We start from the raw sequence: 19,996 nt of genomic DNA, 5'->3' as shown, positions 1-19,996 counted from the left end.
ACATGATCGACCTCAATGCCAGTAGCACCGGCCTCGACGGCTACAACCTGCTGGCCGCGCAAGTACAGGCGCTGTTTGCCGACGAGCGCGACTTCATCGCCAATGCGGCGCAGTTTTCGGCGTTTCTCTACCACCAGGTGGATGACCTGAACTGGGCGGGGTTCTACCTCAACCGCAACGAACAGCTGGTGCTCGGCCCGTTCCAGGGCCAGGTAGCCTGTGTGCGCATTCCGTTCAGCAAAGGTGTGTGCGGCGCGGCTGCAGCCACCCGGCAGACCCAGCGAGTCGAGGATGTGCATGCATTCCCTGGGCATATCGCTTGTGACAGCGCGTCCAACAGCGAGCTGGTGATTCCGCTGGTAAAGGACGGGCGGTTGATTGGTGTGCTGGACCTGGATAGCCCGAAACTGGCGCGTTTCAGTGAGGCAGACCAGGTAGGGCTGGAAAGGTTGGTGGCGATCTTTCTGCAGTTGACCGACTGCTAACCCTGCGCCAATCCCTGTGGGAGCGGTCTTGTGTCGCGAAAGGGGTGCGAAGCGCCCCAGAGGGTTTCAGCTTCGCAGCAAGAATTGCGGGGGCCGCGTTGCGGCCCTTTCGCGACACAAGGCCGCTCCCACAGGGCCGGTGCAGACTCGAAGATCAGTCGTAGATCACGCGCTTCTTCCAGGTCTCTTCGTCATCGGTCTTGAGCCCCTGGGTCAGTTCGTTCTGCTCGTTCTCCGCCGGCTCCATCTTGTCCAGCACCTGGGCATTGGCCCGCGCCAGCAGCTTCTCCAGATAGGTCAGCTGCTCTTCATACACTTTCGGTTCCGGCTGCTTGCGCAGGTATTGCACGCCGCGTTCGAAAGCCAGGCGCGCCTGGCCGGGCTGCTCCTGCTGCAGGGCCTGCTGGCCAAGGTTGTTGAAGAACTCTATGTGCAGCAGCACCAGCATGTGGCGGATTTCCCTGACCCAGTGCTTGCCTTCGTTGGTCTGCAGGACGTTTTCCTGGGTGCCTTTGACGATCTGGGTGTGCAGGGCTTCTAGCAAGAACCGCACATCCTTGGCCTTGGCCTCGGTCTGGATCGGGCAGGGCGGGTTGTTCACCGGAATCCGCTCGCCTTGGGCAATCAGCCCTTCGAGTTCGGCGATGCGTGCCTTTAGTTGCGCATTGTGCTTGTCCAGCGCCAGTTGCCGCTGGTTGAGGTTCAGCTCCAGGCGTGCCAGCAGCAGCTTGAGCGCCGGGGTCATGAACTGGCCCGGGAAGGTCTCGGTGATTTCGCCGCAGCGGCGCACCCGGTCGGCGAGTTCGACTTTCAGCCGGGCGCGTTCAAGCTTGCTGTTTTCGACCACGTTGTTGAGGTAGCCGATCACGATCAGCAACGCGATACCCGCCACGATGAGCAGAGTGATCAGAAGTGGTGTCACCGTTAACGCCTCATTGAAGAAGAATTACAGCTTTGAGTGTAGTGAGTTTGCCAAGGTGCGAATAGCAGCACAGGCAAACCCTTTCTCTATATCGACCACGCCGCCCACATCTGCACCCCAACGAACCCGGAAGTCATTGATTTAAATAAATTTCTACAAAGGGGTTGACGCCTCTTCCAACCCTCCCTAGAATGCGCGCCACTTGCAGCGTAAAGCACACAGCGAAACGCGGCAGGGAGTGAAAGCAGGCAGCAATGCCAGCAGCGTGTCCCCTTCGTCTAGTGGCCTAGGACACCGCCCTTTCACGGCGGTAACAGGGGTTCGAGTCCCCTAGGGGACGCCAATGCGGGAATAGCTCAGTTGGTAGAGCACGACCTTGCCAAGGTCGGGGTCGCGAGTTCGAGTCTCGTTTCCCGCTCCAGATTCTCCGGCAACGCTTGACGGCGGGGCAGGAAATAGAAATCCAGTCTGAATCGTGAGGTTCATGTACTGGTGCACTGAAAAGTGTTGTGTGTCCCCTTCGTCTAGTGGCCTAGGACACCGCCCTTTCACGGCGGTAACAGGGGTTCGAGTCCCCTAGGGGACGCCAAATGCGGGAATAGCTCAGTTGGTAGAGCACGACCTTGCCAAGGTCGGGGTCGCGAGTTCGAGTCTCGTTTCCCGCTCCAGTTTAAATACTGTGGCGTTCGCACGGTGCAGTGGTGGTGAGGGTCTTCAGGGCGCCTCACGCCGATTAGCAGTAAAGTTTCAAATTGCGGGAATAGCTCAGTTGGTAGAGCACGACCTTGCCAAGGTCGGGGTCGCGAGTTCGAGTCTCGTTTCCCGCTCCAAACATGAAAAACGCCACTCTTCGAGTGGCGTTTTTTTTTTGCTGTCTGCTCCTGAGGGACCTAGGCCTGCAGCACGGCGGCCACATCCGGGAATTTCAACCAGGTTTGCTTGTCGTCAAATGACACCTGCACCGAAACTCGGAACTGGTAGTTGAGCGCCAGGCGCGAAAGCTCAGTGCGTGCAACCTCACCCAGTACCATCTCCCCCGACCCGGAAGGTACAGGCAGCTCGGTGGCGATGGGCAGCGTGATGAGGCTACCGATATTGTCGCGCTCCACGCCTTCGATCCAGGCGTTGACGAACTGCGATGGGGCGCGGAAGGCCCAATCCGCCAATGTGAACGCGGCGCTGTCGCCCATTCTGTTCAGCTCCAGGGCTCCGTTGACGATGTCTGTGCACTGCACGATCGGCAGGCCTTCTATTTTGCGTACCGTCACAAAGTGCGACGGTGAGGGCGGCATGTCAGGTTTGTCGATTTGGTAGTGCAGCTCGGCGCGGTTTTCCATGTGGGGCGGAATATGTTGGCCAGGGATGAGGTATTCGCGCCCGCCGGGTGCAATTGGCGTGCTGGTCGAGTAGCCGCCGAGGGTGCCAGGCTCCCCCCAGTACACGGTGACGGTTTCGTTGGGACGTATATCCGCGCCGTCCGGTATGACGAATGTGACCCCATCGACGGCGTCAGCCGGCAGCAGTGTGCTGAAATACTCGCTCCCGGTAGCCTCCCTGATAAACGGTGGTGGCAGTACCCGAGGTGGCGGGGATGGATCGGAATTCAGCGTGCGTGCCAGGGATCGCTGTACGGCCGTGCCGGCCCGGTCCTGCACTTCGTAACGGGCGAAGCGCTGGCCGCCTTGGGACTGACGAATGAAATCACCCGGGAATGTCAGCTCGATCGGTTTGCTGATGCCCCCAGAGAGTTCGATATCGTCCAGGGTCAGTGTGTGCATGTCGACCAGGTGAATCCCGACAGGGTCGTCGCTCCAGAACCATTTGATCACATCACCGGGCTCAGCACCCAGAAAGGACGGTACAGTTCCCACGACCTTGTCGCCGTTGGCATCGAGATACTCTTCGGTGACGCCTTCGCCGATCACGTAGTCAGGAAACCCCAGGCGGTCGTCATCCGGGTCCAGCATGGGGGGGGTCTTGTCGATGTAGACATTCAGAGGCCGGGAAGGGACCTCTGTGCCATTGAATATCGTTACCTCGTAGTGGAGGGTGTGCGTGCCTTCGATCAAGTAGCGCACCGGGACCAGAATGAACAGTTCTTCTGGTTTCACGGGTTGGTTGAAGGTCTTCCTTTCGACCAGCTCCCCGTTCCAGTAAAGGTCAAGGAACTCGTTGTCCTCTTCGCTTGGCTCGGAGGGTGCCCAGGGGTGGAATTCTACTCGCAGAGGCAAATACGTTGCCCGGAACGAAATAGTGTTGGGCATGGCGCCATCGACATCGGGTATGAGGTCTGGTACATCCGGCTCGACAAGCAGGCCCTCGTCCTCAGCAGGGCGCTCTGGCCGTGGTGCTTTGAATTCAACGCTGCGTTTGCTGTGTGCCATCCTGCTTCTCCACCCTTTCTGCTGAATGAAAAAGGGAAGGCACTCGGCCTTCCCGCGGTTTTACCAGTTGTAACGCACTCCGAAGTTGACGCCCCAGGGCTGTTCGATCTTGCTGCCATGGCTGTAATCGAAGTCGGCATGTGCCTGCCACTTGTCGTCCCAGGCAACCGCCATACCGACACCGACTTCACCACGCGACCCTGACAGGTCATTGGCGAAGCGGTTGTCGTTGACTTTCACCTGGTTGCCATTGGCGAACTCATGTGCCGCTGCAACGCGCAGGTAGGGCTGCAGGGTGCGCCCCTCGCCGGCTGCGAAATTGCGCCCGATGGTGGTGCCTACCTTGCCCAGCAGCGAGCGGGTGCGTTCACTCTCGGCACGCATGCCGTTATCCAGGGTGTAGTCCTTACCTTGCAGCACCAGCCCGGACAACTGCGCGAACGGTTCGAGGAACCAGTCATCGGCCAGGGTCAGATGCCGGCCTACTTCCAGCGATACACCGGCGCCGAGGTTGTTGTAGTCGCCCTTTGCCTTGCTGCCGTCGCTCAGGCGAACGTCGGCCTTGTTGCGCAACTGGTTGATACGGGCCACGGTGTCGATGTAATAGCCGCTATCAGCATCGAGCCAGGTGGCATACACCCCGGCGTGGTAGCTGTCGACGCTGGCTGATGAGCCGCGTGCGAGGTTCAGGTCCGAGTTGCTGTAGCCGGCCGTGATGCCGAGCAGCCAGTTGCCATCGCCGATCGGCAGCGGTGCGTCGGCACCTATCGACAGGCCTTGCTGCTGCTGTTGGTAAGGTGCACCCGTCGACACGTTGAATTGGTTGGCGTAGGTACGCACCCATCCACCCGCCTTGCCGGGGTTACGGCGCACGTCGCCCATGCGGCTGCGCAACACTCCCAGCTCGCCATACCAGATGGTCGGCGCGACATTGGCCAAGGCCATGACCGTTTGCGTGCCGGGGCTGATGGTGCGGGTGGTGGCATCCAGGTACCAGTCATTGTCGCCGCGCTGGACCAGGTCGTATGAATAGGCGCCCAAGTCTACCGGGCCGCCCAGCAGTGAAAATTGCGCATCGCCGGCCGCCGTGTGGACCACATGCAGGCTGTTGTCGGCGAGCGGGTCCTTGCCACTGGCGCTGACCTGCAACTGATGGTCGCCGCTGGCGCTGCCCGTGACATCAAGGAAGTCCGAGTGCGACGTGCTGAAGTCTGCCTCCATGATGAAGGTGCCATTGCCTGCCAGGTTTTCCACGGAAAGCTTGAAGAACTCACCCGGGCCGCCGAAGCGTACCGCGCCGCCATCGAGCTGAAGGTCGCCCACCTGGCTGTTCTCGACCAGAATCCACTCGGCACCGCTGCTGATCCCCAGGTCGGCAACGTTCTCCAGCCGCCCCTTTAGCGTTGCCTGGTTTTCCAGCAGTACGTTGGCAGTGCCCCCGCTGGCGACGACGATGTCACCGACCAGGTGACTGTCATTCACTCGCAGGTTGGCATCGGCATCGTCAGCGACTTCCAGCAGTACGCCGTTACCCCCGCTCAGGCTCGCGTTATTGAGCACCTCGATATTTGCTGATGCGGCACCTGCACCGCGTCCGACGGCGATCGCCGGCCCGTTGCGTCCTTCCACCAGGCTGTTGTCTACCACCAGCGACGACCCGCGGCCGTTGTCTTCAATGATGCGTACGCCGTAGCTGCCACCGCTGATGGTGCTGCCGTCCCTTGCAGCCAGGCTGCCGGCCACCATGCGCACGCCTTCGCTGGTCTCGCCGGTGCCACGCAGGGTGGTGCGTTGCAGTTCTGCGCTGCTGGCATTGATGGTTGCGCCCAGCACACCGCCTTCGATCAGGCTGTCGCTGATCGCGGCGGTTGCGCCTGCGCTGAATGCCATGCCGCGCCCGTTGCTACGGATAACAGAGCCTACGACGCTGGCGTTGGCGCCGTTGAGCGTAAGACCGTCGGCATTGCTTTCGGCGGTGACCTGGCTACCCGAAAGATTCACCGTGGAGCCGGCTCGAGCAGCGATCTGCAAGGTCGTGGCACCGGAGGCGGAGAGCGTCGCTTGGTTGGTCACACGGTAGCTGTCCAGTGCGCTACTGGCATCGAGTGCGGTGTCGCTGTCGATGAGCGTTTCAGCCAAGGCGGGGCCGGCGAACAACAGCGGGCCCAGCAGCACCAGTCGAGCGGGGTGCGTGAATTGGCGAAGGGTATGGAGGAGGCGAGTTGACATTAGGGGCACCATTGAAGTAGCAATTTTCTGTAGGACCATTCCCTTTTGGTTGAGAGATTGGTCTTGATGCCCCAAGGCTATTCGGACGAGACCGCGAAAAATGTAGGAAAAATCCCAACAAAATACCGGATTGTTCCTTCAGGGCTCGCCGGCCGCAGCTTTGCCCGTTAGCTGCGGCCGGGGCGCGTTCAAGGTCTGTTCAAATCGCATGAGCTGCCAGTACCTTGGTCGGCAATGCTGATCTTGTTTGCTGTCGTATTGGAGATGAGCGACGGGGTGTCGATGACATAGCTCACTTCGGCACGGCCACGTGATGGAGCGACGTCATAGATTGGCCGGATATGGTCTTCGTATGGCTGTACTCTCCAGACGAAGCCGTTGTTGATTTGCTCCGCATCTAACAAAACCGACTCGGTTTTCGTCACCGTCGTGATCAGGTTTCCGCCCACCTCCTGGTCATATACCTCCCAGGTCAAGGTCATCGTTGCACCTGGCTGGACATTGAGGCGGTGGCAAGGGGGAACCTGAATTCTTATTGCGGGAAGGGCGGTTGGGTCGTCGGGGTCCCAGATCGAAGCGCAACTCAGCCACCCTCGGGAGTTAATGCCAAGGAACTCAAGGTCATCCGGCGTCTTGTCGACCACCTCCACCTTAATATGCTTGGTAATTGACTGCTGTGCGTTGTCATTGGGATCCTCGCTGGCACGCACCGTGTAATACACGGGCAACGCCAGGTTATCGCCCCCGTCCTGGATGGTCTGCCAAAGAACGGTTACGGTCTTTGGCGTACCGGGTGCCTGATCGACCACCCAGCGTGCATATGGCAAAAGAGTGCTATTCCAGTAGAAGTCCACCACTTGCCCGTCTACGGCGCCTTCGAATACGTCGAACGTCAGGGAAGCGTTTTCACCCCGGTCTGGGGTGGTAATTTGGTCAACGACACCGGTATGGCTGGTGATCACCGGGGCGAAAATCTTGGCATTGACCGGGTCCGGCCAGTCGGTGTCAGGGTTGGGGCGTACTGGGCCGACAACAGAAAAGTCGACGTCGACGTCCCGTTGCGCCGGCCCATAGGGCGCTTGCCCGCGCAGTACCTGGTAGCTGATGCTGGTTGACTTGCGTCCGGTGGCAGTACCGTACTCGTCTTGCAGAATATCGCTCGGCACCAGGATCCGGATCGGGAATCCGCGTGACCCCACTTGTTCCTGCATCAGGGGGGTGCTGCCCCAGGTGACCACGATCGTGTCTTCGGGGCGATGGTTGGCGTACTCCAGGATATGCACATGCACGCCTACCTGTGCATCCGCCAGGTTCACCACACCATCCGTTTCGGCCTGGGGGACGCTGGGTGGTAGCAGCGCAGCCGGTTCCGGCGTGAGTACGACATCCACCGTCGCCGGCAAGCGGATGCGGCTGCGGTTCTGCGCCTTGTCGAACAGGTAGTAGACGATGTAGAAGCGGCCGTCGCCCAGGGGACGAACAACAGTATCCGGTATCTTGATCTTCAGGTTGTCAGGGACAGGGCCGACAGCGCTGGGGTTCTCGTAGTCGGTGTCATCTTCAGACCAGTTCTTGAGGTAGAAGACTTGGTAGGTGTCACCTGCCGCACGATCTACGTAGTCGGGGATATCCAGCTCGATCCCGTTGTTACCAGTCAGGTAAGCGTCGTTGATAACGCCGGGGGGCGTGTTCAGCGGAGGGGCAGGCTCGTCACCCCAAGGTGCGACGCTATCGCAGATCAGTTCGAGTGGCGTGGAGTCGTAAAGCTCCCCTCTGTGATCCTCCAGCTCGTAGCGGACCCAGAGTTTGCCGTTGCGTGGCAATGAAGCCTGGGGAAATGGGAGGAGGAGGGGGAAATCACTAGCCTCGAGCGGCCCATCATAGCGGTGGGTAGGCCCAATCGCCGTATAGTTGTCTTCGGCACCTGTCAGGGTGAACTGCAGCTGCACAGTCGAATAGTCATCTGGTTCAGTTTGTAATTCCGGCCATGCGGGGATCTTGAGTATCAGGTCGGCCTTCAGGCAGTCCTTGTGCAACGTGCCGTCAGTGCGATCGACGATGCCATCGACGTCGGGTTTGGTCAGGTCCACCAGCGCCGGCGAGAGGGGCGCATCCTGCAAGTTGAGGTGTTTGCGCCGGGCGCTGATGGCACGGGTCTGTTGGGGGGTGGAGGGTGATGTGTTCATGGTGACTCTCCGCATGGGTGACATCAGCGATGGGTGATGGTGCGCAGTGGTGCCATAGGTAATTGGCTGGGTATGGTCAGCGTCGAATGTCCTGTCTGAATTTCGGTATGTTCTTTCGAACTTGCCCCGAGTACAGCCAGGAGGGGCGCCATAAGCTATTGCCGGCGGTAGGGGCGGAGGTAGGTTTCGGAGGTACGGGCGGCCTGATTCGCGGCCCAATTGGATTCATGGCGTTCTCAAGTACGGAGTAGGTGGCGCGTGATAGCATTTTCGACGCCGAACCTGCCACATAGCCCAAGGCCCCTGCACCCAGCCCGGCAACGACCGCCGCATAGTTCAGGATCGCGCCGATGTTGCTGCGCTCTTCATTCCCCGAGAGCACCCCCTCGGTCTGCACTGCCGTACCGGCGACCGACAATGCTGCCCCGACGATGCTGCCGGCGAGCTTGATACCGGTGGCGATCGATACGCTGGCAATGGCCCCGGCGCCGGCTGCAACTGCCGCTCCGGTCCCCGCCAGCCCACCGCCGGCGGCTGTCCAGGCGGCGGCTACCGCCGGTGCTGCAACGCCGCCCGTGATCACCACAGCCGCCACCGATGCGATCGCGGCGAAGAGGAAGCCGAAGCCCATGCCAATCCAGCCCATCACCCCCAGCTCCACGCGGGGTGATACCCGGTTTGTCTCGATGTCTTCCAGGCTGCGGCTGGTACCGCTGTACCCGCTGCTGTAATGCCCGGTCGGGTCGCGGAAGGTCACCGGGTTGCCTTGGCAGTAGCCGTAACAGTTCAGTCCGCCCTCGGCGAACGGGCTAAGGGCGTCAGGGCTGTGAAAGCGCATCAGCACCGGGTTGAACGCGCGGTAGCCATTGCCCAGCAGATACCAGCCAGTGCCGGCGTCCAGCGCTTCGCCGGTATAGCCCAGGGCACTGTGCAGCGGCTGCTCGCTGTAGCCTTCGCCGTAGGCGGTGTAGTGGCGGGTGCGCAAGCTTCCCGCCTGGGTTTCGGCAATCACGTTGTAGCAGGTGCCGGTGTGCAGCAGCAGCGGCACCTGTGCACCGCTGCCGCTTTGCTGCTGGCCCAGCGGCTGGTCGCCGTGGTGCAGATAGAGGGTTTTCACCCCATCATGTACTGCTTGGCGCAGTTGCAGCCCGTCGCGCAGGAACAGCGTCTGCGGCCCGTTGGCAGAGGTGCTGGCAACCAGTTGTCCGTCGGCGTCATAGCGGTAGCTGATGGCGCTGCCTTCGATGCCCGTCAGGCGGTTCTGGCTGTCGTAGCGCAATACCCGGCCCTGCTCGTCACGGGTCAGGTTGCCATTGGCATCGTAGGTGAACGTCGGGTCCGGCTCGCTGCGCTTTGGTGTGTACTCGATGCGCACTAACTGGCAGGGATCCTGGTCGGCGTAGACGTACTTGGCACGCTCCGGGCGCGGCCCGCCTTCGAAGCTGGTGACGGTCAAGCTTATGCTGTCATAGGCATCAAACCCGATGGTCTGCGTGGCGAGGCGGCGACCAAGGGCATCCACTGGCCGCTCGGGGCCTTCGCACACGTGCTTGGTCAGACGACCGCGCAGGTCGTATTCGAAGGTTTCCTCGAGCAACGTTGCCCCTCCCTGGGTCAGCTTTCGCCATTGCAGGAGGTCGTCTTCCCCCCAGCGCTGTTCCAGGATGCGCTCGGCCTGGCCATCCTGGCGCCAGGTCTTCCTGCACTCACGGTCCTGATCATCGTATTCGATGAGGGCTTCCAGAAGAGTGCCGCTTGCCAGGTCGGTACTGTCCAGCTTCGACACGCGGCCGAGGGCATCGTAGTGAATTCGTGCCTTGAGCTGGCCTTGCTCGGTGGTTTCCAGGCGCCCGTGGGTGTCGTAGTCGTGAACGGTGTAGACACCGGCGTCTTCGTGCGTGCTCTTCAGCCTGTCGAACACCGTGCTGACGTGGGTTCTGCTGAAAGTCTGGTTGCCAGCATCGTCCCAGTGTTCAGCTGTCAGCTGGTTGGCGAGGTTGTAATCGAAGCGTCGCGTGCCCTGTGGGTTGCAGGTGCTCAGCAGGCGGGCGCTGGTGGGGTGGTAATCGAAATTGGCCGGATCGTCCGGCGCGATACTACTGATGGGCTCATCGTTCAGCGCAGGCGTATAGGTCAGCTTGATGGTGTCGCCAGCGGGGGTAACACGCCGCAGCGGGTGTGGCGCGCCTGCCTCGAAGTGGAAGTACTCGGTGCGCCCGCCAGTGGTGGCGCCCATCAGCCGGTCCAGCCCGTCATGGTACTGCGCGCCGACCTCCTGGGCGGGCAACTCGGTGTTGGCCGGCGTCACTGTCACGCTGGCGGGCAGCTCCTCGGTGGAGTGCGCCGCGTAGGTGCGTGTGAGCAAGGTGTCGTCCGCCAGGCGAGTGCTGAGCATGCGGCCCCATGGGTCGTAGGCGAATGTGGTGGTATGGCGGCGTTCGTTGGTTTCGCTGACCGTGCGCCCGAGGCCGTCGTACAGGTAGCTGACCTCCCCAAGCAGTTCGCCGAGGGGAGTGAGGCGTTTGACCTTGGCTGGTTTTTCGAAAAGGTTGAGCCAGGTTTCGGACTTGCCACTGGTCACCCGTGCCTGCAACGTACCGCCCTCACGCCAGCTGCGGCGAACAGGGCCATCGTGGCCCGGGACGCCGATGGGGTCGAGCTCGTCATGGTGCTCGACACCGTCAGGGTCGATGGTGCAGCGCAGTTCGCCCCAGCCGTCGTATTGATAGCGGTTGACGAGGGTCAGGTAGCGCTCACCCTGCAACCAGTCGGTGCGCGTCTCACTGTCGCGCTGGCCTTGTGCGTCATAGCGCGTCGCCAAGGTTTCGAAGAACAGGGTAGGGCGCTGTTCGTGGATATTGTCCCGCGCCTCAAAGGTGACCCTGCCCAGGCCGTCCACTTCGGTGCGGGTGGTGACCCCTCTGGCATTGGTCGCATGCTGGCGGGCGATGTCGCCATCTGCGGCGCAGAGCTCATAGACATAGCGACGGCTGGCCTCGAAAGAGGTACCTGGCGCGACCCGCTCGCGGGTGACCCGACGCAAAGCGTCATGCTCACGGTGGGTCTGCACGCCACTTTCGTCCTCCTCGAACACGGTTTCGCCCAACAGTAGCGAGCGTTGCATCAGGCTCGAGCGCAGGGTTCCATCGTAGCCATGGATGGTGGTGGTGGTCTGCAGCACTGGCTGCTCGCTGATGGGGTCGGCCATGACCCGGAACTGATATTGGGTCGTGGTTTCCAGTGTGCCCAGTTTGTGTATCTGTTGGTAAAGGCGACCATGCAGCAATCCGGACCTGGGTGCATCGACATGGCTGCTGATGGTCTGCTCAAGCACCTGGCCTTCATGCAGCAGGGTTTCGCTGTGCTCCACAGGCCAGTGCCTGAGTTTGGTGTCGTTGCCGGCCAGCGTCGGCAGGGCACGGTAACGGTACTGGCGCACCAGGGTCGGGGCTGAGGCCTCGCCCGCGGTCGAGGGGATGACGGTCTTGCTCTTCATGTGCCGGACAAAGCCGTAGGGGTCGCCGGGGTACCCCTCTTCGGCTTCGCTGCCGTACCAGGTCATCCGCTCGACCACTCCGTTGGGCTGTGTGCGTTCGATCGGGTTACCAAAGCTGTCGTATTTGGTTTCGGCGGTTTCCAGGCGATTGCTGGGCGTATGGCCGTCCATGCTCCAGCGGGTCTGTTGCTTGATCGGCAATTGGCAGGTGCTGACCTGTTGTGCAAATGGCACGTTGTCCGTGATCTCGTAACGGGTAATTACCTCATGGACGCTGGTGCCGCGCTCGGTTCGTACCAATGTCGGCAAGTGGAACCGGTTGAACGTGCGGGTGATGCACTGCAGGCGTGCGTTGTCGCTGTCGCACAGTTCCTGGACAGTCTGGTACTCGTAGTCCCCGGTGTGCTTGTAGAGATTGTCCAAACCGTCGTCCGACCAACCGACACGAGTGCCAAACCCCAGGAAGTTGCTGTTCTGCGGATAGCTGTAGTTGGTCTGGAACGCGGGCTGTTGCAGGCCTGGTTCGACGATGTGCCGGGTCACCCTGGGCAAGGGTTTGCGCTCGCCGCTCGGGAACAGATGGCCGCCGTCGTTGTACTGCAGGTACTCTCGTGCGCCGGTGGGCGTGCGGACCTCGGTGATGCACAGGTGTTCGAGCACTACCTTGTAGTCGAAGCGCCAGCTGGCCTGTTCCGCAGTGGGCAGGCTGAAGGAAGCGACCCGGTTGTCGACGTCCTGCAGGGTCATCACGTAAAGCGCCACCGGCTTGCCGTCGCCGCCCAGGTAGGGCCGCTCGCGGATTTCGATGAACCCGTCCTCACGCTCAACTTCCAGCAGCAGCTCGCCGCGGCCATCACGGATAGCGCCGAGCATCATGTATTCGGCGTTGAATTGCTTGTAACTCAGGTTCAGTTTGTGCCCCTGCGGCGAATAGATTTCTACCGGCAGAGCAATCGTGCCCCGGGCACTGCCCATTGTCTGCAGAATCTCCACCATCCCTGAGCGATGTACCACGCGGTAGCGGGGCGCTCCGCCCTCCCCAGGAGGTTCCCGGTACAAGTGGAAATGACTCAGTTTCTGCTCTTGAAAGGAATAACGATCACCCGTACTGCCGGTCACTTTGAATGCCTCGCCGGTGTATGTAGTGAGGATCTGATTGTGTTCGGTATATTGCGTCAGGGACAAGTTCCAGCCTTTGCCCCAGCCGGAATCGATTGTGTTCAGTGGGTTGAAACTCAAACTTAATTCAATGTCCGGGCCAAGCCACAAGTTTGCCGCCAGGTCGGGTAACTTGATCGTCACTGTGTATTGCCCTGTGCGGCTATCCACCCCGTTTTGCATGAAACTCATGAAGTTAAGCGCGTTTGAATGTACGGAAGATTCCGAGCTCATTGCGATGGCCTCTTGGGGGTGCATCAAGGTGAACAAGCGTTCTGCTGGCGGCTTGAATTGGGCGAACTCGTGAATACCGTACGCAATCTGCAAGCGGTTAGCACCTGGCATTTTTGTCAGGTGCGCCGGTTGCCCGGCAGGGTTATAACTTCGTCGCAATGACAGGCGCTGCGATGGAGGCTGCCGATGGATATTCCAGAAGTTGATCACCTCGACCCCCGAACTAACTCAGTGGATGTGGATGCACTCGGGGACGAGGATCTGAAAACTTGGATCACCTATCCAGGTATCGCAAAAGAAGATCGGATACTGATCAACTGGCGTGGCTGCGCTGCGGACGGCAGCGCGGTCGATGTTTTTGGCAATATCAGCGTGGGCGAGCTCGATGATCAGCAACGCTTCCTGCTGGAGATACGCAACTTTCAGCTGCAGGCACTGCGCGAAGGCACGGTGTTCTATTCGTATCAGCAGTTGGACGAAAACGATGAGCCGATCTCGATCGAATTCAAGCGCCGCTTTTTCTACGTCCAGCGGCCGCCCGAAACCAGCGAACTGCCCGCCGTTGCCTTGTTGAGCGGGGCGCATGACCTGATCATCGATGCCGCGCAGGTGCCATCCACCGGCGTTGGGGTGGTGACATTGCCCTATGCGGCAATGGCCCAGGGTGACGTGCTGACCCTCAATTGGCGCCCCTGGTTCGATGAAGACTTCGCCGGTTCCGAGGTGAAACTGGAGCACGAGGTACTTGCCAGCGAAATTGGCATGCCGCTGTCGTGGCGCCTCGACTCCAACGATTTTGTCATGTACTTCGATGGCTTCGGTTTTCTCGACTACAGCATCGAATATGCAGCCGGCGGCAGCAGCCGTTCACCCAGCCAGCGGTTCGACATCGTCTGGGAAGAGCCGGTTACCACGCCGCTGCTGGAAGCGCCGGTCATCCCAGGGCATTCAGGCAGCGTACTCGACCCCGATGACGACGCGTATCGCGACGGTGTCTGGTTGCTGGCAGACCCCTATGCGCAGCTGGCGCTGGGCGATGCACTGACCCTTTACGCTGAAGGCCCGGCCCTGACGCTGCGGCCACTGCGCACTGACGTGACGGTGCTCGACAGTGGCCGGTTGGCGTTTCACCTCGACCGCATCTGGTTGCAGAGCGACATCAACCGCGGCCAGCACGTCGAGTTCAGCTATCAGTTCGGCAGGCCGGGCGCGCAGAAGCGCTCGGCGGCGCTGGCCCTGGCCCTGCAGCGGCCATTGTTCCTGCCCTTGCCGAACATCAAGGATGCCCGCCCGCAGGAAGGTGACGAGCCGCACCAAGGCACCGTTCATCCACAGAACCTGCAGCAGGGCGCGGTGGTCACGGTGCCCAGCGAGGCGGTGATCGACGAGGGTGAAGTGTGGGTGCACTGGGAAGGCCATGGCAGCTCCGGGAACGTAGTCATCAAGCACCCGGACGGCGCCAGCCCCCGACAGTTCACCGTCCCGCGCAGCGCCATTGCGGCCAACCTGGGCCACCGCCTCTGGGTGTACTACTCGGTGACCAAGCCTGGCCAGATGCCCCAGCCCTCGGAAAAGTTCGACCTGGAGGTGGCGGACTACGAGACGCAGAGCTATCCGATCGTCCAGCTCGATGGCGTCGAAAATCAGCAGTTGTCGCTCAAGGGCGTTCCCGCCGCGGGCTGCCTGTGCGAGCTGGGTCCCTGGCCATTCATTGCACAAGGGCAGTGGCTGGGCATGGTTGTGGAGGGTGAGCTCAAGGGCGGCGGCAGTGATCAGCACACCATCCGCACCCGCGAAACCGAAGTGACCTTGGATGAGTACTACGACGGTATCGAAGAGTACTTACCCAGGGCGTTTCTTGAACGCTTGGCGCTCAATCGTGCCTTCCGGGTGTCGGTCGAGGCCAGTTTCGATGAAGGGAAGACCTGGCGGCCGTTCCGCTCAGCCGACGTCACATTGATTGCCTAACGCATTCTGCAATGCAGGAGAAATCCATGACCAGCAATTCAAAAGCAGAATTACTGTTCTGGTTGAGTGCCGACAACCGCCTGTTGGGGTTCGACTCGGTATTTGCCATCGACAAGACGAAAACCGACACCTTGTTGACCCAAGAGTATATCCGGCGCTTCAGCACGGCGTCTTACTTGCCGCCCGTCAGCGGTGAAACCGCGCCGGACAACAACTACAAGATTCACATGCAGGGCTTCGTTCTGGACCACCCACGGTTGTCTTTCGACAATGCCGACATCACCGACTCCAGAGCCAGCCTGCGCATGAAAATCGTTGGCGGCAACCAGGTGGACCTGAAGCAAGCGGGCGAACACTGGTACCCGCGGCGGATGGACCGCATCGGCCCGTTGACAGGGCCGGAGTTGCGCCTGCGGCTTGAGTTGGGTGCGGTGCCCGGATATGTGGATGAAGGCGGTCATGTCATCTTGGACTTGAGCAACAGTGATGACTTCGTGCTGACGTTTGCCCAGTCCAACCGCATTCGGCAATTGGGGGGGGAATTCTTCAAGGAAATCTTCATGGCATTGCCAGATGAGCAACGCGTGTGGTCGCTGGGACGAATCGAGCCGGGTGACGATGACTTGTTGCGGCCCGAGTCCTTCTTCCTGCGCACCCAGCGCAACCCGTCGGCGAGCTTTTCGCCAATGGCGGAAGGCGATCAGAACGATGTGGATGGCGCCGTGATAGGGCTGGTACAGATGATTGGCAGCAATGGTGATGTGTCACTGCCAGGGCCTGCTTATCGTTACCTGATTCCCGATGGCCCGGAGGATCATTCAGCGACAGTGCTATTTGAACGCAAGCGGGTTGCTGCCGCCGCACTGATCCGTGCATTGACCGAACTCGATATGACTGACGAACTCTTTCAGGTAAGCCAACAGGGAGAAGAGTGGCGTGTGAAGGCCATTGCCGGACACCTGCTAATGGGCTTCGGGTCTAGTTATTTCGAGCGCGAGATAAATGAGCGCGGTGGTTTTCATGTGTTTGGCAGCATGAATATCGATTTTTTCGATGTGCCGCTCGCGGGTGTTGATCAAGGCTTGTATATTTCCGCCACCGCTGAAGGCATTCAGTTAAATTACGATGGTGTGTTTGATATCGGCTTTTTTGTGACAATTGTTGAACAAACTTCAGACTTGGAGGTAGATACTTTAGCGTACCGTGGATCCTATCAGGCTAAATGCCGGTGCCAAATACGCGCAGGGTGGCGCTACGCTTATTCAAGGGGCTTTGTACTTGAAGGAGATGATATTGATATCGACTATTGGCTGAACGATTTTCATGGCCCTCTCGATGCTGAACAGCCCGCCAATCCCATTCATCACCATATTCACTCAACCTTGGCGAGTGCCGCTAGCGATATGGTTCGGGGTGCTCTGGTTGACAGGTTGAAAAGAAGACTGACACGGCAAATGTCAACCAATGTGCAGCTTGAGCACGTAGTGACGGAAACCATAAAACTCAACTTCGGCGGTGCCATCGTCGAGGACGACGTTCACCTGCCACGCGACATCGCCAGCTTCGGCAAGGTCAGCCCACGCCTGACCAGTTTCACCGTCACCCCGCTTGAAACCGTCATCACCCAAGGCAGCAGGTTGCAATTCACCACTCAGCCGCTGCAACAGGATGTGGCGTGGACATGCGAAGCCGTGGACGGTTCGGACGACGATCCGGGCAACTTCGACCGTACCACCCCAGGCTTGTACCTGGCCCCGGGTGCCGGCGGCATCGCCGGTGAGTTCACCCGAGTGCGCGTTACCGCCACGGCCAGCAATGGCTACAGCAGTTCCGCCCTCATCAGCGTGGTGAAGAATGCACTGTCGCTGAGCCCGCTTGTGCAGGTGTGCCAGGTCGGCGATGAAGGGGTCGACCTGAAGGCTGGGTTCGTCGGCGGCGGCGAGCTGCGCTGGCGCATTCTCGGTGCCCAGGCTCATGGCCGCCTGGCACTCGAAACAGGGGAGTCGAACCGCTATATCCCTGGGGAAAATATCGCAGGTCGATCGTTCCTGGTCGAGGAAGTCGAAGTCAGCAGCCCAACCGATGAACGCCGAACCCTCTGCATAGTGACCGAAATGACGCTCGCGCGCCCTGCTGACGTGGTCATCGCTCGGCAGGATGCGGCGCTGCGGCGGGTGTGGCTGACGATCACCGCGGGTAGCAAGCAACAGATCCCTGAACTGACTGTGGTCCACGGCCCCGGGTCCATTGGCAGGGACGCCGATGGCGAGCCCTATTACCAGGCGAGCGATTCGAGTGCTGCGCATTTCAGTGTGGTCCGGGCCTTCTGGGAACTGGCTGATTTTGGCCTGGAGTTCGAGGGTTTCATCGTGTTGCCGCTGCCGCTGGATCAGAACGCGGACACCTACCAAACCCTCCAGGACGCTGCGCAACGATGGCTGCGCAAGCGCTGAACTGCAAGACAGCACGTGACGCCACTTATCAGCCGGAGCAGGTTCATATCATGTCTAGCAACCAACTTTCAGCCTTACTGGCCTGGATGAAACAAAACCCAAGCCACCTGAACTGGGACCTCACCCTGGCGATGGCCCCCGAGTTTCTCAACCGTTTGCTGCTGCTGGGGCATTTCAGCCGTGAGGGCAGCACCATCGGCGACCTTGAAGGCGAGGTACCGGTACCCGGTACCGAGGTCGTCCACCTGCTGTCTGGGTACCGCATGGGACCGCCGCAGCTGCAAGGGCTGACTGCGGAGTATGCGTCTGACAAGGTGCGCCACGCGATCGCCCTGGAGGGTGGCACGCACCTGATCATGGACAAGACGGAAGGCTTGGTAGGCCTGGCGCTGCATGACCCGCTGGACCCGTTGTGGGTGCATCAGGAGCTGCCGCTGACAGCGGATGCCGAAGGCGTGAGAGCCGACCTGAAAAACGCTTCGGAAACCGAACTCGATCTCGGTGGAGGGCTTGCGCAGCGCCAGGCGGCGGGGCAGTTCTTCCAGCGCTTTCTCAACGGTGTGGTCCCAGCCAGGCGCGTTTTCCCCCTGGTGGACTTCAGCGCACTGGCGGGCAACCCGTTCCTTGGCATTCGCTACAGTGCGCTACGCACCCATGTCAGCAAGGCGAACGGCAAACCGGCGCTGGTGGTGTTCGCCGGCCTGAAGCATGGCGCGATCGGTGACTTCCCCGGGGAGGAGTCCAGCTACCCGTTCCTGCTGCCCGATGACCTGCAGCAGCCCGCTGCGACGACCCTTTTACTGTCATCGCGGCTGCTGCACCGCGCTGCCTACGCTACCGGGCTGGAACAGATGCTCGAAGAAGGGGCCTTCGACGCGGTTTACGACGATGATCAGGTGTTGCTGCGCATGGACGCGAAGGCAGGGCAACTGCGCAGCCTGCCCAGCGAATACCAGAGCAGCGAATACGAATTCAGATCCGAGGCGTTCGTCATACCGGTAGCGGCCGGGCCACTGCCGTTTGCCGGCCTGGATGACGCAGAGCTCAACCGGCACTGCCCTGTCTGCTGCGCCCTTGCCCTGAAGGCTGCCGGGCAGGACGGCCAGGATGCACTGTCGAGTATCGCGAAGCCATTGACCGTAGCGTTCGAGGACGATCAGGTACGTCAGCACTGGGCCTCTTTCTGCACCCTGTCGTTCAGCTTCAAACCGCGAAAAAGCAACGGCTGGCAAGAGTTGTCGGCAACCTTCCAGTTCGACCTCACGACACTGTTCCACCTGGTCGAGCCTACGCCCGAAGAAAGCGCCGGTTGCCTGTTGCTGGGTCAGGTGCTGTGGCCCTGGCAGCAAACAGCAGAAGTGCAGCCGGTAAGCGGCTTGCCGGAGGGCTTGAGCGAGCTGGAGAAGCAGGAGATATGCGCCTTTGTCGCGTATCTGATCAAGCAGGCGGTGCTGGAAGGCCTGGCTCGCAAGCTCAGTGCCCTGGTACCCGAGCAGGTGCTCGAAAAACTGTCACTGGCTGGGGCTGCGAGCCTTGAGCACACAGCTTTCGAGATGCCCCATGGCGTGGCGCTGTTCGCCAACGGCGGTGGAACTGCCGACTGGCGAATCGCTGATGCCCCGCATGTGCTGGCGGCCGCGCAGCGTCATACCTTCACTGTCGAACCGGCAGGGGAAGCGGTGAGCTGGACGGTGGAACCGCTGCCAGGCAACCTCGGCGATTTTGGCCGGATCGATGAAAGCAGCGGTGAATATCGGGCACCCCCGGCCCATGCCATGGGGGGGCAGCCGGCGCGATTGCTGATCGTGGCCACGGGGCGTGACAGCGGGTTGCGCAGCTCGAAGCTGCTCACCGTAACCCTCGCCGCACTGACGGTAAACCCTTTGATCCGGGTCTGCTACGTCGGCGATGAGCTGTCCCTGACGGCCGGTACCACCGCCGGTGATCTGCAATGGTCGCTGGCCGACCCCGACGCAGAGGGGCGCGGCACCGTCCGCCCTGAGGCGGATGGATTGCGTTGCACCTACATCGCCGGTAGCCCGGTAGAAGACAACCGGACCTATGTGCTGGATCAGGTGCTCGTGCAAAGCCCCGGTGCCGGTGAGCCACGCACGGTGCACATGCTGGTTCGCCAGCGGCGGCCCGAGATGGTGGTGGAGGTTGCCGAGCAGTTACCCGATGGCAGCTTGCAGTTCCAGGGGCGGGTCGCAGGCAATGTCGTCAAGGGGGTTCGCTGGTCCACACCTGTGGCTGACAGCGGCAGCATTGACCCTGACACCGGTCACTACACACCGCCAGGCGATGCAGGCCCGGGCTTCGTGCTGGTCATGGCCAGGCTGGAGATCCTTGACCTCGAGCTACTTTTCGAGGGCCACCTGGTACTGCCACTGCCCTTGGCCTTGCATGCTGATGCCATGCGCCGCTTGGCGCAACCCGCCGGCCTGCGGTTCGGCAAACCAGAAACTTCGGGAGAGTGATGCC

At 60.8% G+C, this 19,996-nt stretch carries 9 protein-coding genes and 5 tRNA genes; 9 read left to right on the top strand and 5 right to left on the bottom strand.

The features are described from left to right. Window positions 1-2: 2 nt before the first annotated feature. Entirely contained in the window at window positions 3-485 is a 483-nt protein-coding gene (locus ACTORR_RS06495) for a GAF domain-containing protein (protein WP_099814694.1), read from the top strand. A gap of 154 nt (window positions 486-639) precedes the next feature. On the opposite strand, the gene ACTORR_RS06490 is transcribed toward ACTORR_RS06495, so the two are convergent. Next, window positions 640-1,407, bottom strand: coding sequence for a hypothetical protein (locus ACTORR_RS06490; protein WP_099814693.1), 768 nt, complete (start codon window positions 1,405-1,407; stop codon window positions 640-642). Window positions 1,408-1,674: 267 nt separating this feature from the next. Here ACTORR_RS06490 and ACTORR_RS06485 point away from each other — a divergent pair. The 5 genes from ACTORR_RS06485 to ACTORR_RS06465 all read left to right on the top strand — a co-directional run bounded on the left by ACTORR_RS06485 (window position 1,675) and on the right by ACTORR_RS06465 (window position 2,237). Next, window positions 1,675-1,750, top strand: a tRNA-Glu gene (locus ACTORR_RS06485). A 2-nt stretch (window positions 1,751-1,752) separates the two neighbouring features. Further along, window positions 1,753-1,828: transfer RNA gene (locus ACTORR_RS06480), tRNA-Gly, on the top strand. A 92-nt stretch (window positions 1,829-1,920) separates the two neighbouring features. Then, window positions 1,921-1,996: transfer RNA gene (locus tag ACTORR_RS06475), tRNA-Glu, on the top strand. 3 nt (window positions 1,997-1,999) lie between these two features. Beyond that, window positions 2,000-2,075: transfer RNA gene (locus tag ACTORR_RS06470), tRNA-Gly, on the top strand. Window positions 2,076-2,161: 86 nt separating this feature from the next. Further along, window positions 2,162-2,237, top strand: a tRNA-Gly gene (locus tag ACTORR_RS06465). Between the two features lie 60 nt (window positions 2,238-2,297). On the opposite strand, the gene ACTORR_RS06460 is transcribed toward ACTORR_RS06465, so the two are convergent. The 4 genes from ACTORR_RS06460 to ACTORR_RS06445 all read right to left on the bottom strand — a co-directional run bounded on the left by ACTORR_RS06460 (window position 2,298) and on the right by ACTORR_RS06445 (window position 12,677). Further along, window positions 2,298-3,791, bottom strand: a complete 1,494-nt coding sequence (locus tag ACTORR_RS06460; protein WP_256587405.1) for a hypothetical protein — start codon at window positions 3,789-3,791, stop codon at window positions 2,298-2,300. 60 nt (window positions 3,792-3,851) lie between these two features. Next, window positions 3,852-6,020: an autotransporter outer membrane beta-barrel domain-containing protein gene (locus tag ACTORR_RS06455; protein ID WP_099814806.1), complete on the bottom strand. Its 2,169-nt coding sequence runs from the start codon at window positions 6,018-6,020 to the stop codon at window positions 3,852-3,854. 188 nt (window positions 6,021-6,208) lie between these two features. Next, on the bottom strand, window positions 6,209-8,206 hold the full coding sequence (locus ACTORR_RS06450) for a hypothetical protein (protein WP_099814807.1): 1,998 nt from the start codon (window positions 8,204-8,206) through the stop codon (window positions 6,209-6,211). A 76-nt stretch (window positions 8,207-8,282) separates the two neighbouring features. Further along, window positions 8,283-12,677: an RHS repeat-associated core domain-containing protein gene (locus ACTORR_RS06445; protein ID WP_313364594.1), complete on the bottom strand. Its 4,395-nt coding sequence runs from the start codon at window positions 12,675-12,677 to the stop codon at window positions 8,283-8,285. Between the two features lie 603 nt (window positions 12,678-13,280). On the opposite strand from ACTORR_RS06445, the gene ACTORR_RS06440 reads away from it, so the two are divergent. Genes ACTORR_RS06440 through ACTORR_RS06430 form a run of 3 tightly spaced genes read left to right on the top strand, consistent with a single transcriptional unit; the run spans window position 13,281 to window position 19,992 of the window. Beyond that, a complete protein-coding gene (locus ACTORR_RS06440) occupies window positions 13,281-15,062 on the top strand; it encodes a hypothetical protein (RefSeq protein ID WP_099814808.1) in 1,782 nt (593 codons plus the stop codon). A 26-nt stretch (window positions 15,063-15,088) separates the two neighbouring features. Continuing rightward, window positions 15,089-17,515: a hypothetical protein gene (locus tag ACTORR_RS06435; protein WP_313364595.1), complete on the top strand. Its 2,427-nt coding sequence runs from the start codon at window positions 15,089-15,091 to the stop codon at window positions 17,513-17,515. A gap of 50 nt (window positions 17,516-17,565) precedes the next feature. After that, entirely contained in the window at window positions 17,566-19,992 is a 2,427-nt protein-coding gene (locus ACTORR_RS06430) for a hypothetical protein (protein WP_313364596.1), read from the top strand. Window positions 19,993-19,996: the final 4 nt, after the last annotated feature.

Source organism: Pseudomonas sp. SAR267 (genome assembly GCF_052077595.1).
GTDB lineage: Bacteria > Pseudomonadota > Gammaproteobacteria > Pseudomonadales > Pseudomonadaceae > Aquipseudomonas > Aquipseudomonas vlassakiae.
This window is presented reverse-complemented; position numbering and strand designations above follow the sequence as displayed.